Consider the following 16,135-nt stretch of genomic DNA (forward strand, 5'->3'; position numbering starts at 1 on the left):
CTGTTTTTCTCCTTTGTGAAAATACTTAGTTCCCGACTTTTTGATTATTCCTGAATGCTTCCGGAAATGCCTGATTCTGAGTATTATTTCGAAAGTAGAATTATTCCAAGAATTAATTTAAGTGTAAATACTTATTGCGAATCAAAAATAATCAATATTTTGAAAATAAACATTTTTTATTCTGAAATATGGTTAAAATTAAACCTATTTTTTGGAAAAATACTTGTTTTTTAAAATTTTGTATTTAATTTTGAATCAATAATTAACAATTATTGATTTTTAACAATTCTAATAAATGAGTATTTATACTTACATATCACAGAATAATACAAATCCAAGGTTGACCCTTGTCGGAGCTGGACCCGGAGACCCGGAATTGCTTACGATAAAAGGTTTAAGAGCAATCGGATCAGCAGATGTGATAATGTATGATGCTCTGGCAAGTGAAGAAATTCTGGAATATGCGAAGCCGGGTGTGAAAATGATTTATGTAGGAAAAAGACTCGGGACTTATGTTTATAAACAGGAAGAGATCAATCAATTAATTGTAGAACAAGCTTTTTTATATGGACATGTTGTAAGGTTGAAGGGGGGAGATCCATTTGTTTTCGGGAGAGGTTTTGAAGAGATTGAATATACCAGATCATTTGGAATTCCCTGTGAAGTTGTATCCGGAGTAACTTCTTCAATTGGTGTTCCGGCTTCGATTGGTATACCGGTAACCTCAAGAGGATTTGCAGATAGTTTCTGGGTGCTGACAGGAACGACGAAGGCAGGAGAAGTTTCAGCTGATCTGCAATTGGCTGCCCGGTCAAATGCCACCATTGTTGTATTGATGGGAATGAGCAAACTGGCAGAAATCTGTGAGCTTTTTACGCTTTCAGGAAAGTCAGAAATACCCATGGCAATTATTCAGAACGGCACCCGTAAGAATGCCAGAACCGTTCTGAGTACCGTTTCAGAAATGCCGGAAAAGGCTAAAGCGCATCAGATTACCAATCCGGCTGTAATCGTGATAGGGGAAGTTGTAGGATTGCATCCTGAGTTTGTGGAGGCATATTGTGACCACATAGGCATAGAGAGCACATAGATTTTAGACAAGAGATAAAAGAATTTTAGAAAAAGCCGACTACCGAAAGTTGGTGGCCGATTGCCCGCAAAATTAAATTTCCCTTCAACAATTGTTGAAAAAGGTCTTTCGTGGGGGCGAAAGATTTTTAACCAAACCTTTTTATACAAGGGTTGGACAATCATACAATCGATGAAATCACTTAATTCAAAACAACCGCTTAAATCTCTGAGAATTTTTTCTTTGGAAGGAATTCAGATGAAAACTTTTCATATTACCTGGTTAACGTTCTTTTTCTGCTTTTTTGGCTGGTTTGGACTGGCACCATTAATGCCTGCCATCCGGGCTGATTTAGGTTTAACCAAGCCTCAGGTGGGTAATACCATTATCGCTGCCGTTTCTGCTACCATTTTTGCCCGTATGCTGATCGGAAGACTCTGTGATACAATTGGTCCCAGGAAAACTTATACAGGCTTATTGATATTTGGTTCAATTCCTGTAATGTGTGTAGGTTTTGCACATGACTATGTAACGTTCCTGTTATTTCGTCTTGCCATTGGAATCATCGGTGCTTCATTTGTAATCACTCAATTTCACACTTCAGCTATGTTTGCTCCTAAAATCAAAGGAACAGTAAATGCCGTAGCCGGAGGCTGGGGGAATTTAGGGGGCGGAATCACTCAATTGGCTATGCCGGTATTGATGGCTGCCATTGTAGGATTAGGTTATACCAAAAGTGAAGCCTGGAGAATGGCGATGGTTGTTCCGGGAGTGATGCTATTGATAATGGCCTTTTTTTACTACAAATTTACCAAAGATACTCCTGCCGGAAATTATGATGAAATTAAAAGAGAAAGAGATTTACTACCAAAAGTAAGTTTTAAAGAGGCCGCCGGAGATATGCGTATCTGGGCTTTGGCTTTAGCTTATGCAGGATGCTTTGGCATGGAAATCACTTTTGACGGGGTGGCGGCTTTATACTTCTTTGATAATTTCAAATTGAGTGAAACGCAGGCCGGATTCTGGGCAATGCTGTTTGGCTTTATGAACATTTTTGCCAGAGCACTGGGCGGAATTGTAGCGGATAAAGTAGGAGGTAAATATGGTCTGAAAGGGAAAGGTTTGCTGCTCGCAGGTCTGTTAACTTTGGAAGGTTTCGGGATCGTTCTGTTTGCTTCGGCAGGACAACTTACTTTTGCCATCATCTCAATGCTGACTTTCGCAATGTTTCTGAAGATGTCGAATGGAGCTACTTATTCAATTGTGCCGTTTATTAATAAAAAAGCCGTAGGACTTGTTTCCGGAATTGTAGGAGCAGGTGGAAATTTTGGTGGAATGTTAATGGGCTTTTTGTTTAAATCTCAGTCAATAACTTACTCTGAAGCTTTCTTGTACATCGGTATGGGGGTAGCCTTGATAGGAATGGCTTTGTCGCTCATCAAATTTGAAAAAGAAGAAGTAGAAGAACAGGAAACTGTGCTTCAGGTAGCTTAATGAAAGTAATATTCTCAATTCCAACGAATAAATAAAGATAATAACAAATCAGGTAATCAGCATTTATAAAGAAAGGAGGGACCGCAAAAAAACAAAATTACAATCAAGGTTATTGATACTATGGGGGTAGAATCAATAACAAAAAAGCCCGAATGAAGTGGGGGCTTCATTTCGGGCAAACCGCAAAATTCTGTTCAAATTTTACAATCAATTACAAACAAAATGAGAAAAAGTCAAAAATGCAAAGTGACACTGCTATTTTTAGTAGCGATGTCATTGGGGAATGCTATTAAAGCTCAGTTTTCTCTGTCAGGTCAGCTAAGAACCAGAACCGAAATCAGAAATGGTTTAGGCAACCTGGTTCCGGAAAATTCAGGTTCAGCGGCCTTTACATCTCAAAGAACCCGTCTGATTTTCGGTTATAAATGGGATAGACTTACTTTCGGAGTTACCGTACAGGATGTGAGAGTTTGGGGGCAGGACGCTTCTTCTATTACTAACAATGACGGAAACCGTTTGATGCTCCATGAAGGCTGGGCAGAAGTTACCCTTGCCAATAAAGCGGATACTACGGTAAAATTCAAACTGATTGATAACCTTTCCCTGAAAATAGGTCGCCAGGAGCTGATCTATGATGACGTAAGACTAATTGGGAACCTCGACTGGTTACAACAGGGACGTCGTTTCGATATGGCCTTATTAAAAGCATTTCATCATGGCTGGCAGGTAGATCTCGGATATGCTTTTAACCAGAATACAGATGCCTTCAATACCGTGAATACATTTTATGTTCCGGGAAATGTGCCAACTTATGTCAAAGACTCAAAAGGAGTTCTGGTGCCGACTCCGGCGGGAATTGTTCCGCTGACAGTTGCCGGAAATGTTAATAATAATAGTGCTAAAACCGGTGCACCTGCTTATTTAAATCCGCCTGGCACAAACGGTGCTAATCAGGATTATAAAACTTTTACCAGCCTGTATATAAGTCGTAAATTTAACCAGACCAAGTTCTCGGCATTGTTTTTCAATGATAATTTCGGGAAATACCATCTTGATTCTGTAGCAACTACAAATGGTGGAAACGTATATGGAAGAAGGTTTGATTCAAATGAAACCTATGGACGTTTTACATATGGTCTAATGATTAACCATACACTCGGAAATACTTCGGGTTTTGGAAAAATTGCTTTTCAGGGAGCTTATTATGCACAAACCGGGAAAGACAGAGACGGAGTAGATATGGACGCTTATCATTATACCCTTTCTGCTACTTATACCAAGGGAAAATGGAGTGCAGGGCCTGGCTATGATGTTCTTTCAGGAAATGACGCTGTGAATCCGTCAGGTAAAAACAATCGTTTTGACCCGCTTTACGGAACACCTCATCGCCACTGGGGATATATGGATTATTTTTATGTGGGAACAGGAGCTCCGACGGGAGGTTTAAACAATGCATATTTCAAAGTAAAATATACGGCAAAGGATTTCTATGTAACTGCTGACTACCACAATTTCGCCTTAAATGCACCAATGAAAAAATCAGACGGGGCAGTGATCGACAGTCAGTTAGGAACAGAAATAGATTTAATAGCCAATTATAACCTTAATAAGTTTACGAACCTTGAGTTAGGCTATTGTCTGATGAACGGAACAAACAGTCTTGCTATTGCAAAAGGACAGGATTTAACGAAAAGTTATGACAAAACAGGTGCCTGGGCGTATCTGATGATTAATATCCGCCCTGACTTCTTTTATGCAAAACCAGTAGCTATTAAGCAGTAAACCAAAGATTTGAGTGGATAGAATAAGTTGAAATTTCAAATACTCATTTCGCAGATTACTTAAAAACTTTGAAATAATGATGACTAAAAATATACTTAGAAAAGGAATAACGCTGTGCATTTTTGCACTGTTAATGATAACATTCTCCAGTCATAAACCAGCTGGAAGAAAAATAAAATTAGGGTTTATACCGCTCACCGACTGCGCACCACTTGTGGCAGCCAAAGAATTGGGGCTTTTTGCCAAATATGGTGTAGATGTAGAGCTTTCAAAAGAAGCATCCTGGGCAAATATCAGGGATAAAATATTGAACGGAGAATTGGATGGAGCGCATTGTTTATTTTCTATGCCTTTGTCTGTTTATACAGGAATAGGCGGAAAAGCTGGTTCAGAAATGAAGATAGCTATGGTTTTGAATAATAACGGACAAGGAATTACGCTTTCAAAAGACTTTTGTGGATTGGTTGGATTCAAAGAAGTAAATAAGGTACTTGGAGCTGTTAAAAATGTTCAGTCGAAAAAAGAAGTAACTTTTGCCATGACTTTTCCCGGAGGAACGCATGACATTTGGTTGAGAAACTGGCTTGCAGCAGCAGGAGTTAACCAAAAATCAGTGGGAATTATCACAATTCCTCCTCCGCAGATGGTTGCTAACATGCGCGTGGATAACATGGAGGGCTTTTGTGTTGGAGAACCCTGGAACGGAGTAGCAGCTGCACAGAATATCGGATTTACACATATTGCTTCTCAGGATATCTGGAAACACCACCCTGAAAAAGCATTGGTCGTTAATGCTAAATTTGCAGCTGAGGAAAAAGAAGACCTGAAAAAAGTAATGAAAGCTGTTATCGAAGCCTGCAGATGGCTTGATAACATGGGAAATCGTAAAAAGGCCGCAGGTTGGTTAACGAAACCTTATTATGTAAATGCAGCTTTACCGGTAATTGAGGCCAGGTTATTAGGTTCAAATGATTTGGGTTGTGAACTCGGTGTACAGAAATACAAAGATGATTACATGACTTTTTATAATAATGGAGTGGTAACGACACCTCATAAGTCTCATGCTATGTGGTTTCTGGCACAATATGTAAGATTCGGATACTTAAAATCTGAGCCTAACTATAAAGCAATTGCTGAAAAACTGATTCTGGATGATCTTTTTGCAGAAGTAGCAAAAGAGATGAATGTTCCGATACAGCCTGATATGAAGGCCTTCAAAACAACATATGATGTTCCGTTTGATCCGAATAACATCGATGACTATTTGAAAGCAACGAAAAAGTAGGTTTGGTAAGCAGTTATCAGGAACAGGAGTCTTTTGAAAATAATTACTCCGGTTGATTGGTAACTGCTGATTTCTAACATTTTAAATCAGACATCATGAAATCATTATCAATAAAAAATACAGCAGTAAGCGCGCTCTACTTTATCGCGAGTATGGCTATACTGACAGGTCTCTGGACTTTGATTTCAATCATTACTAAAAATGAAATTCCGGGACCTTTATCAACCTGGACAATTTTTAAAGAATTAGCCTCTGAACCTTTTTACGACAGAGGGCCAAATGATAAAGGTATTGGAAATCAGTTATTCAGCTCTTTGAGCAGAGTTTTTTCTGGATTTGGCCTGGGCAGTATCATTGCTATTCCGATGGGTTTGCTGATGGGTTCTTCGAAGATAGGAATGAGATTATTGAATCCGATTGTTCAGATTCTTCGTCCTGTTTCACCGCTGGCATGGTTTCCATTAGGACTGCTGGCATTTAAAGCAGCAGAGGGGGCGACGGTTTTTATCATTGCGATTACTTCTCTGTGGCCGACTTTGATTAATACGGCTTTCGGAGTAGCAAGTATTCCGCAGGATCATAAAAATGTAGGAAAAGCCTTTGGCTTTTCAAAATGGAAATATGTTGTCAAAATTATGTTGCCTTATTCTATTCCGCACATTATCACCGGATTGAGACTTTCTATCGGAGTGGCCTGGATGGTTATTGTTGCCGGAGAGATGCTTTCGGGTGGCGTGGGAATCGGTTTTTTTGTATGGGATAGCTGGAACGGACTTTCATTGGAAAGAATCCTTGTGGCAATCCTTATCATCGGAACCGTCGGTTTACTTTTAGATAAATGTTTTAATGCGCTTCAAACGGTTTTTTCATGGGAAAGCAAATAATCTGATGGAAGTGTGAAATTGAAAAACTCATTTTGAAAATAAGCGACAACAAATTTGAAACAATATGAAGAATATCGATAAACCAATTCAGTTTGCTGATTCGGCAAACGATTTTCATAAATTAACCAGAAATACATCAATTTTAATCAATGATGTAACAGTTTCATTTAAGGGTAAAAAGGGGGAATTTACCGCCATAAAAGATATTAACCTTGAAATCAAGAAAGGTGAAATAGTTTCCCTGATCGGCCATTCAGGTTGTGGGAAATCTACCTTGATGAATACTATCTCAGGAATGGTTTCACCTTCTAAAGGCGAAGTAATTGCCAATGAAAACCTGGTGAAAGGACCAGGTCCAGACCGCGGAATTGTTTTTCAGAACTATTCTTTACTGCCTTGGTTATCAGTATATAAGAATATTTTTGAGGCTGTTGATTCTGTTTTGAAAGATAAAACCAAGGCAGAAAAGCATGATATTGTAGAGAATAATTTGTCGATGGTAAACCTGATGCCTCACAAAGATAAATTGCCCGGCCAGCTTTCCGGTGGAATGAAACAAAGAGTAGCAATTGCCAGAGCTTTTGCCATCAATCCAAGTATTCTTTTACTGGATGAACCTTTCGGGGCTTTAGATGCGCTTACCAAAGGTTCGATGCATATTGAATTGTTAAAGTTGTGGAACCTCGATAATCGTAATAAAACCATCGTAATGGTGACACACGATATTGAGGAGGCAATTTTCTTATCAGACAGAGTGGTTGTGATGAACAACGGTCCTGAAGCAACGATCAGAGAAATTGTTGACATTAATCTGCCAAGACCCCGTAACAAAAAGGAAATTGCTCATGATCCTGAATATATCAGAGTGCATGACCGGTTACTGAGCTTATTATTTGAAAAGCTGTCTATAGAGGATTAAGACTGGCAGATGGGTTCGAGATGTTGTACTTCTTTGGTAAAAGGAACGCTTATTACAGCAATATCGAGAACCCAACTTTCAGAAGCTGATTACAAAAAAACGCCCAGAGAATAGCGGTTCCCTGGGCTTAAAATACCAAAATATGTGGCGGCATCTTTGGATTCGAATTTTAATTGTACATGTTTTTACGCATAAGCTTAATCAAATATAGGTTTTCTTGTAATTATTTCCAAATTAAATTGGAATTTTTTGTGAAAAAATACAACTATTAGTTGAATGTATAAGTTTTTCCGCTGTTATCAATATTTGATGTATTACGCAATATTAAGTTTCTGAGCGATTAATAAGAAATCTGCCCTGTTTGAGGAAGAATAACAGAGCTGTTATTTATCAGAAAAGGAGAGTTTATTCACAATTTGAAAAGGTATTATGGTAAATGTTTCTCAAAATAAGCGTCATTCTAACAACTCAGTTAAGTCAACCTGTTCATATTGCGGAGTAGGTTGCGGAGTGGTTGTAACTGACCTGGGGGATGGAAAACTTGCCCTTGAGGGAGATAAGGACCATCCGTCCAGTAAAGGAATGCTTTGTTCCAAAGGAATGAACCTCCATTATACGGTAATGGATAAGTCAGACCGTCTGATGTATCCTGAAATGAGATTCAACCGTGGGATGCCTCTTCAAAGAGTAAGCTGGGATAATGCTCTGGAAAGAACAGCAGCGATTTTTAAAACTTTTATTGAAAAATACGGACCGGATTCGGTTGGTTTTTATGTTTCCGGGCAATGTCTTACTGAAGAATATTACGTAATTAATAAGCTCATTAAAGGTTTTATTGGTTCTAATAATATAGATACAAATTCGAGGTTGTGCATGTCATCAGCCGTGGTTGGTTATAAACTCACGCTGGGAGAAGATTCTGTTCCGGTTTGTTATGATGATATTGAACTGGCAGATTGTTTTTTTGTTACGGGGGCAAACCCTGCCTGGTGCCATCCGATCATCTGGAGAAGGGTTGAGGCCCATAAACAGGCAAATCCTGATGTCAAAATAATTGTGGTTGATCCCAGAAAAACACAGACTGCCTCACAGGCTGATCTGCATTTACAGATTAATCCCGGAACTGATATAACACTTTATAATGCAATCGGGAGGATTTTGATTGAAAGGGAATGGATTGATAATGAATTTATCGAGAATCATACAAACGGTTTTGAAGCCTATAAAGAAATTGTGTTTCAAAGAAGTGTAAGAGAAGCAGCCAGAATTTGCGGAGTAAGAGAAACAGATATTCGCTGGGCCGCAGAATACATTCGCTGGTCGAAGGGATTTCTTTCTATGTGGACAATGGGATTAAATCAGTCTGTGGTAGGGGTGAATAAAAACATTGCTCTGATTGATTTGCATTTAATTACCGGAAAAATTGGTAAAGAGGGGAATGGCCCTTTTTCACTGACCGGCCAGCCAAATGCGATGGGCGGCAGAGAAGTCGGGGGATTAGCCAATATGCTTCCTGCTCACAGAGATTTGCTAAATCCGGAACATCGTAATGAAGTAGAAGTTTTCTGGGGAGGTACTAAAATTTCAGACAAATCCGGTTTTACAGCAACAGAAATGTTTGATGCCCTTGCAGATGGTCGTATGAAAGCAATCTGGATCGTTTGTACAAATCCTCTTGTTAGTCTTCCTGATATAAAAAGAGTAGAAAAAGGACTGGAAAATGCCAGATTTGTAGTTGTTCAGGATATTTCCAGGCGCTCAGATACTTTAGCTTATGCTGACGTAGTACTACCAGCTGCCGGATGGCTGGAAAAGGAGGGAACAATGACTAATTCTGAAAGAAGAATTACTTATTTGCCCAAAATGCTTGATGCTCCGGGAGAGGCTTTGCCCGATACAGAAATCATAAACAGATTTGCTGAGAAAATGGGGTTTGGGGAATTTTTTAATTATAATTCATCTTCAGAGGTCTATGACGAACATTCGAAAAGTACGAAAGGAACGAATATTGATATCACGGCACTTAATTATGAGATCTTAAAGGAAAAACGCTCTGTTCAATGGCCTTTTAAGAGGAATAATGCTGATTTCGGGACTAAAAGGCTTTTTGAAGATAATCAATTTTTTACAGCTGATAAAAGAGCCAAAATCCATGCTATTCCGGATAGCAATCATTCTGAAGAACTGGATGCCGACTTTCCATTGATTCTGACTACCGGAAGAATCCGGGATCAGTGGCATACCATGACTAAAACCGGGAAAGTCAATAAACTTAATCAGCATATCGATCAGCCATATCTGGAAATACATCCCAAAGATGCAGATTCCCGGAAAATTTCTGAAGGGCAGGTTGTTGACGTAATTACAAGAAGAGGGGAAGCCCGGGTTAAAGCAAAGATTACCACTGATATCAAGCAAGGTGTCTGTTTTATGCCTATGCACTTCGGGAAGATTCTCGGAAGCGATTTTGGCAGAACCAATAACCTGACTAACAGCCTGGTAGATCCTCGTTCAAAAGAACCGGATTTTAAATTCTCAGCTGTGGAAGTAAAAGCCCATGAGAAACCTAAAGAGAAAATAATCATCGTCGGAGCCGGATCAGCCGGATTAGGGTTTATTAATTCTTACCGGAAAATGAATCAGGAGGATGAAATCCATGTTTTTTCGAAGGAAATATACCCTTTTTATAACCGTGTAATGTTGCCGGATTATATTTCAGGTCATCAGAACTGGGAACAACTCGTGAAACTTCGTGAAGATCAGTTTTCTGAAGCCAATATCATTGTTCACAAAGGTCTTGAAATACGGAATATTGACCGGAAAAATAAGGTTGTTGTTGATTCTGAGGGCATAGAACATACTTACGACAGGTTGATTTTAGGGATGGGGAGCAGGGCTTTTATGCCGTCCTATGTCCCGAAAATATCAGGAATTTTTAACATGCGCTCCAGACTGGATGCAGATGCCCTGATGCCTTTTTTAAAGAAAGAGAACCCTCAGGCATTAATTGTCGGAGGAGGCGTGTTGGGTTTGGAACTGGCGGCTTCACTTCGTGAACTGGATGTAAAAGTGACTGTAGTGCAAAGGATCAGCCGTTTTATGAACAGGCAGCTGGATCAGCTTGGTTCCGACTTACTTCATCAGGAAATTGTTGACCGTGGAATAGATGTGTTTTACAATGATGAAGTACAGAATTTTTACGGAACGGAAAAGATTGAAGCAATCCGCTTGAAGTCTGGCCGGAAAATACCTTGTGATATCGCTGTTTTCGCCATAGGAACCTCACCGAATGTTGAACTGGCGAAATCCTGCGGACTTGAAGTAAACAGGGGAGTGGCTGTAAACGATTATATGCAGACCTCTGACCCGGATATTTTTGCCATGGGAGAAATTGCTGAATGGAGAGGGCAAATGTGGGGGATTACAGCAGCGGCTGAGCAACAGGCTGAAGTGGCAGCAAAATACCTGGCAGGCGATTGGGCAAGTTTTTATAAGGGAAGTCTTTCGATGAATATTCTTAAAATGGAAGGATTGGATCTTTGTTCGCTTGGAATGGTTGAAGTGCCTAAAAATGACTCAGCTTATGAGGAGGTCATTTTTATTGATAAAGCAAAAAGATATTATAAAAAATGTATTATTCATGAAGACAGATTGGTCGGTGCTATTCTGATTGGTGATAAGTCTGAGTTTCTGGAGTTTAAAGGATTGATTTCCGGTGGAATAGAACTTTCAGATAAACGCCTTGAGTTATTGAGAAGCGGCAAGAAAGCAGAACCTGTAATCGGGAAACTGGTTTGTTCCTGTAACAATGTGGGTGTGGGGAATCTGAAAAATGCAATACAGGCAGGATGTAAAGAGTTTACTGCTTTGTGTAACCAGACAGGAGCCGGAACAGGCTGTGGCAGTTGCCGCCCTGAAGTAAGGGCGATTTTAGAAGAATCGAAGAAAGCGGTAAAAGAGACAGCTTAAAAGAAATCTGACAGGCTTCAGACTAATCCCGGGAAATAGATTTCCTTAGACAGAATAGTTAAATTGAGGTAAAACAGAAAGTTTTCATCTTTAATAAGAAGCAGTCTTGTACTTAAATTGCAAAGACTGCTTCAAATCGGAGGTTAAACAAATTCGTCATTTTATATCAACAGGGTTTAAACTATTGACGACTTGCTACTGTAACATCGCGAACTGTTTCAACTTTAGTTTTGATTTCGAAAGTCTTAGTTTCTACATCTTTACCATTGCGAACAACTTCAAAAGTGTAAGTTCCGTCACTTAACATAGAAAGGTCATAAGTTCTGCCAAATTTCGCAGTACTAACTTTCACATAGTCGCGGTGTACTTCGTTGTTTTCGCTGTCTTTAATAAGGATTGTCAATTTTTGGTTAGCAACTTTGTCAACAACAACATTGAAGTTCAAAGACTTACCAACTTGAACGATTTTCGCCTGAACTGGCTCTGTTTGTGGTTCAGTAGTAGAAGCGAATGTATTTAAAGAACTGAAAGAAAGAACAGTTGAAAGAGCTAAACCAGCTACGAACGCCTTGCGTCCTGCGCTTAAAATTTGAGTGTTTTTCATTATCATTATAGTTTTTGTTGAAAATGTGTCCTTAGAATTGTACAAGTTCTTCGGACGGGATCGTTATCACTCGAATGATGATCCAAACTTAATGGACAAAAGTGGATTCATTGCAACACTTACCTAAGTTTTTTTCATGTTTTAGTGAAAGTTCTTTAAAAAATATGGACTTTGTATTAGAAAAGTTATATTTTTGTTCTTAAATAAATTCAATTTTAAGTCTAAAATTAGATTTTTCAGGAAATTTTTCAAAATGTTTGACTTTGATTTTGATTTCTCCCAAATTTTTAAATGATCTGAGTAATTATCCCTAATTTGTTATTTTTTTGCTTGGAAAAACACTGTATATTAGTTTTGTATTATTGTAAAATATTGGAAAAATTATATTTGTTGTGTGTTTTTGACTAAAATCTATAAAGTCAGTAGATAAATGATGTGTAATTGTTAAGAAATTGAAATCAGAATGTTACTAATATGCAAAACGCTTCTTTAAAAATAAATCTGACCGGGGGAATTGTCTCTCCGGGAACCTTGCGCAGTATTGTAGAAGCTGCAAGACAATCGCAGGTGCGGGAAGTAAGTTTTGGCTCCCGTCAGCAATTATTGATGTGGGTAAAGTCTGAAACAGAAAGAAATAGCGGATTACCTGATTTACAGAAGAAATTAAAAGCGGCTAATATTGAATTTGAAATTAATGCTGATGAAAATCCGAATATCATCAGTTCTTATTGTGCGGAGGAAGTTTTTCCAACCGGAGCCTGGTTGTCTGAAGGAATTTATAAGGATATATTTGATCTGTTTGATTTCAAACCCAGGCTGAAAATTAATATCTCAGATTCAAATCAGTCATTTACCCCTTTTTTTACCGGAAACTTGAACTTTATCGCTTCTAACCTTCTGAATTTCTGGTATTTATATGTGCGTTTTAAACAAAGTAATAAAATAATCAGATTTCCGGTACTCGTTTATAGTCTTGAAATTGCCAGACTTTGTCAGCGGATGGAGGAGATTATTCTAAGCAATGGGGAAATGAGTGAAGAAGCATTTTACCAGGCGGTTATTGATAAAGGTGAGATAATTTCTCAGTCATTAAGAGATGAACTTACCCTGCCAAAATTTATGCTTCCCTACTATGAAGGATTTAACCGTTACGGTGAAAAAACATGGCTGGGGATTTATCGGAGAAATGAGCGTTTTTCCATAGATTTTTTGCAAGACCTTTGTGAAGTCTGTTTGCAGACGAAAATCGGTCAGATTTGTGTGACTCCCTGGAAATCACTCGTAATAAAAGGAATTGAGAACAGTGATCGCCAGACATGGGATGGATTATTGGGAAAACATGGCATAAATGTAAGACATGCTGCCAATGAATTAAACTGGCAGGTGGAAGATCTGACTGACGAAGGCCTGAATCTCAAAAAAACTATCATCAGGGAGTTTGATGAATATGATGTAAGAACTTTCGGTTTGAGTTTTGCTATTCAGACCCGTCCTAAATCAGAGGTGTTTGGTTCTGTAATTGTCAAGAAAAGAGATATCATCGGTTCTTTGGTGAATGTGTTTGATGTGTATCATTCCAAGGATTTTAATCCGAATACACGGGAATATGTTCTTTTTGAAAAAGGCATAAACAGGGCACATGTAGCGGAGATATTGCAGAGACTGGCCAAAAAATACTACGCTAAGACGACTGTCGAGTTAGAAGGAGCCCGTTTGGAGCAGTCCCGGAAAAGTATAGAAACTATTGATACGCCCATGGTTCATCAATGTAAAAGATGTTATACCATTTATGACGAACGTTTTGGCGATATCGTAAATCAAATTCCGGCAGGGGTCAGATTTGCGGATTTACCGGAGTCTTATTGTTGTCCGGTCTGTGAGGCAGGTAAATCAGAATTTGAGGAAATAAAATCTGAATTGAATGTTGTATGATTATAAACGAAAATCCCGGAATCGTTTTTCCGGGATTTTTTACGACCTGATTTCGGCACAAACTGAAAATTTGGGCGGATGAAAAAGATTCATTTGTAGTTGTAAACCAAATAACAAGAATCAATTTAGCTCAAGCCAGGCAAACCCTTATCAGTTTATTATTCCCGGAAGATATTTTCGATGTTGCTTGCGCTTTACTCATTTATGCGGACACAAAAGCAAGCCTTCCGACCTGCTTTATTCAAGCTATTCTACATCTGTTTTCTTTATCCAGCCTTCGATGGTTTTGCTGCCGTAGTACCGGATTTTTAGCCAATCATCTTGGGTTTCTAAAATCTCTACTTCATCACCTTTGAGGAGGTATTGTTTAGTAGGGTGATTAGGAGTTGACCAAATGGTCGATTTCAATATTTTTACACTCGCGACTTTATCAATAAATTTATACCTAATCTCCCACTCATCGTTCAACGGATCATTAGAACCACCAATAAAGATCCTGATTTTTACCCATTCCTTATTAATCTTAAAGAATCGAGAGAGAGTTGAGTCACTATTATCTGATTTAATTTTGTATATAGTTAGCCAATTGGGAGCATAAGTCCCCGAATCTAATTCTACATGAAAATAATTCTCACCCTTCTTATTTGGTTTGTAGGATATAAAAACAAAATTTTTATTTTTGAGAATTGGTATTGATATAGATTCAGAATAATTCCCCTTTATAATTCCTTGTTCTAAAAAGGTATTTAAAATAGATTTTTGATCTAAAGGAAGGGATCTTTTTAAATAAAAAAGTGAAAAATCATTAATGATACCAATAGTTCCATCAAGAAAATAGAGTACTTTAAAATTTTCAAAGTACTTATCTTTTGTTGTCTTTTTTTCACTTATAGTAAATTCAAAAAAAGAAGTGCCTTTCTTTTTTAATAGAGTTTTTAAATTTCCTTCCTCATCTAAATCGCTCACATTTATTTTTCTTTGTTCCCATAAAATAGGTGTGGTTAACATTTCTGAGAGAAAAGTTGTAAATGCTAACAAAGTATCTTCCTTAAAGACTATTTTTTGGCCTTTATAAGCGTTGGATTCTGGTTCAGTAAAAGTATATTTTAATGGATTCTTTTGAAAAATATAATCCCTTGTAACAACCTCCCAAGAGCCAATTAAAGGATTTTTACTAGCTTGACCATTACAGGCTATAAGATTATTTAATCCAAATAGTATTATATAACACGACAAATGTTTTTTCATAAAATTATTTGATTTCAGTACCCCTAAATGTATATATCCCATTATTAAATAAATTAATTTCATCATCCCTCCTTGGTATAACAATAGAAGGCGTGTGCCATTTATCAAGTGCATATTTTATCTTATCTGGATCCAAATCTTTCTTATTAATGTACTTTTTGAATATTTCTCTATCTCTCAATCTATTCGTTCCTGTATTAAATACAAAGCTCAATAGAGCATCATATTGATATTGAGATAGTTCTACATCAATGGCATTTTTTAATGGTGTTTCGTATTTCGGTAAATCCTCCTCTTCAAAAAGTTTCATACAATCATCCATTGTCATTGTTTGCGTACAATATTTATCCAGCTCTTTTTGATCCTTTATTAAATGTCCAAGTCCTATCGTTGGCTTACCTTGCAAATCATCTACATAATGATTCGATTCTGTGCAAAACCATATCTCATTTTTATGAGTCTTGTGTTCATCACAATATTTTGAATTAGCTCCTTTGGCATCATTATAGACATGGGTTATTACAGCCTCTTGCTTTTGGAGAAATTTAATTCCCATTTCACTAAATTGTAAGTTTTTCACATCAACGGCTCCAACAGGAGAAACATATTTATTTGAAATAGTTACTCTTCCATCCCCCAAATACCCCCAAACAGCCTCTATTTTCTTGTCCTTCTCTGCTTTATCCAATACATTTACATTCAATACTATATTGCCGGAATTGGTAGCACTAAAATCTATTCCTTCCTGGGTTTTCTGTTTGCTTAAGGGGTTTATTTCGGGGTTATCTCCATAAAATCTGATCTGCAGATTGTCTATACATACTTCTCCTACTTTTACCTGACCAGTGCCTCCTGTAGGATTGTTAAGTTTATGACTCACTTTGTTTTTTGATATATCTCTTTTGAGCAGTTCAAGGTTGTATATCACACTTTGACAGTTGCCATCTCC

At 37.9% G+C, this 16,135-nt stretch carries 11 protein-coding genes; 8 read left to right on the forward strand and 3 right to left on the reverse strand.

Annotated features, from left to right (window positions below):
- The first annotated feature begins 295 nt into the window (after window positions 1–295).
- The 7 genes from cobA to BM179_RS20930 all read left to right on the forward strand — a co-directional run bounded on the left by cobA (window position 296) and on the right by BM179_RS20930 (window position 11,402).
- Window positions 296–1,090, forward strand: coding sequence for a uroporphyrinogen-III C-methyltransferase (gene cobA / locus BM179_RS20900; protein ID WP_092019110.1), 795 nt, complete (start codon window positions 296–298; stop codon window positions 1,088–1,090).
- A gap of 171 nt (window positions 1,091–1,261) precedes the next feature.
- Window positions 1,262–2,563, forward strand: coding sequence for an MFS transporter (locus BM179_RS20905; protein WP_092019111.1), 1,302 nt, complete (start codon window positions 1,262–1,264; stop codon window positions 2,561–2,563).
- Between the two features lie 222 nt (window positions 2,564–2,785).
- Window positions 2,786–4,345: an alginate export family protein gene (locus BM179_RS20910; RefSeq protein ID WP_177219474.1), complete on the forward strand. Its 1,560-nt coding sequence runs from the start codon at window positions 2,786–2,788 to the stop codon at window positions 4,343–4,345.
- Between the two features lie 76 nt (window positions 4,346–4,421).
- A complete protein-coding gene (locus tag BM179_RS20915) occupies window positions 4,422–5,630 on the forward strand; it encodes a CmpA/NrtA family ABC transporter substrate-binding protein (RefSeq protein WP_092019113.1) in 1,209 nt (402 codons plus the stop codon).
- Window positions 5,631–5,725: 95 nt separating this feature from the next.
- Window positions 5,726–6,514, forward strand: coding sequence for a nitrate ABC transporter permease (gene ntrB, locus BM179_RS20920; protein WP_092019114.1), 789 nt, complete (start codon window positions 5,726–5,728; stop codon window positions 6,512–6,514).
- A gap of 64 nt (window positions 6,515–6,578) precedes the next feature.
- Window positions 6,579–7,433, forward strand: coding sequence for an ABC transporter ATP-binding protein (locus tag BM179_RS20925; protein WP_092019115.1), 855 nt, complete (start codon window positions 6,579–6,581; stop codon window positions 7,431–7,433).
- 429 nt (window positions 7,434–7,862) lie between these two features.
- A complete protein-coding gene (locus tag BM179_RS20930; RefSeq protein ID WP_092019116.1) occupies window positions 7,863–11,402 on the forward strand; it encodes a nitrate reductase in 3,540 nt (1,179 codons plus the stop codon).
- Between the two features lie 181 nt (window positions 11,403–11,583).
- On the opposite strand, the gene BM179_RS20935 is transcribed toward BM179_RS20930, so the two are convergent.
- Window positions 11,584–12,006, reverse strand: a complete 423-nt coding sequence (locus tag BM179_RS20935) for a hypothetical protein (RefSeq protein WP_143095286.1) — start codon at window positions 12,004–12,006, stop codon at window positions 11,584–11,586.
- Between the two features lie 474 nt (window positions 12,007–12,480).
- Between BM179_RS20935 and BM179_RS20940 the strand changes: the two genes are divergently transcribed.
- Window positions 12,481–13,938 carry a rubredoxin gene (locus BM179_RS20940; protein WP_092019118.1) on the forward strand — a complete coding sequence of 486 codons (1,458 nt, stop codon included), beginning with the start codon at window positions 12,481–12,483 and terminating at the stop codon, window positions 13,936–13,938.
- Between the two features lie 246 nt (window positions 13,939–14,184).
- Here BM179_RS20940 and BM179_RS20945 read toward each other — a convergent pair whose 3' ends face one another.
- Window positions 14,185–15,186 (reverse strand): SH3 domain-containing protein, encoded by a 1,002-nt coding sequence (locus tag BM179_RS20945; protein WP_143095287.1) that lies wholly within the window; start codon window positions 15,184–15,186, stop codon window positions 14,185–14,187.
- Between the two features lie 4 nt (window positions 15,187–15,190).
- Window positions 15,191–16,135 (reverse strand): lysozyme (locus BM179_RS20950; RefSeq protein ID WP_218159266.1); only part of this gene is annotated, 945 nt, incomplete at its 5' end.

It is taken from the genome of Pseudarcicella hirudinis, from assembly GCF_900115665.1.
In the GTDB taxonomy this organism is placed as follows: domain Bacteria; phylum Bacteroidota; class Bacteroidia; order Cytophagales; family Spirosomataceae; genus Pseudarcicella; species Pseudarcicella hirudinis.

Coding starts and splice junctions, on each gene's coding strand:
- BM179_RS20915 (WP_092019113.1), top strand. CDS start 4,422: ATGATGACTAAAAATATACTTAGAAAAGGAATAACGCTGTGCATTTTT.
- BM179_RS20910 (WP_177219474.1), top strand. CDS start 2,786: ATGAGAAAAAGTCAAAAATGCAAAGTGACACTGCTATTTTTAGTAGCG.
- BM179_RS20925 (WP_092019115.1), top strand. CDS start 6,579: ATGAAGAATATCGATAAACCAATTCAGTTTGCTGATTCGGCAAACGAT.
- ntrB (WP_092019114.1), top strand. CDS start 5,726: ATGAAATCATTATCAATAAAAAATACAGCAGTAAGCGCGCTCTACTTT.
- BM179_RS20905 (WP_092019111.1), top strand. CDS start 1,262: ATGAAATCACTTAATTCAAAACAACCGCTTAAATCTCTGAGAATTTTT.
- cobA (WP_092019110.1), top strand. CDS start 296: ATGAGTATTTATACTTACATATCACAGAATAATACAAATCCAAGGTTG.
- BM179_RS20940 (WP_092019118.1), top strand. CDS start 12,481: ATGCAAAACGCTTCTTTAAAAATAAATCTGACCGGGGGAATTGTCTCT.
- BM179_RS20945 (WP_143095287.1), bottom strand. CDS start 15,186: ATGAAAAAACATTTGTCGTGTTATATAATACTATTTGGATTAAATAAT.
- BM179_RS20930 (WP_092019116.1), top strand. CDS start 7,863: ATGGTAAATGTTTCTCAAAATAAGCGTCATTCTAACAACTCAGTTAAG.
- BM179_RS20935 (WP_143095286.1), bottom strand. CDS start 12,006: ATGAAAAACACTCAAATTTTAAGCGCAGGACGCAAGGCGTTCGTAGCT.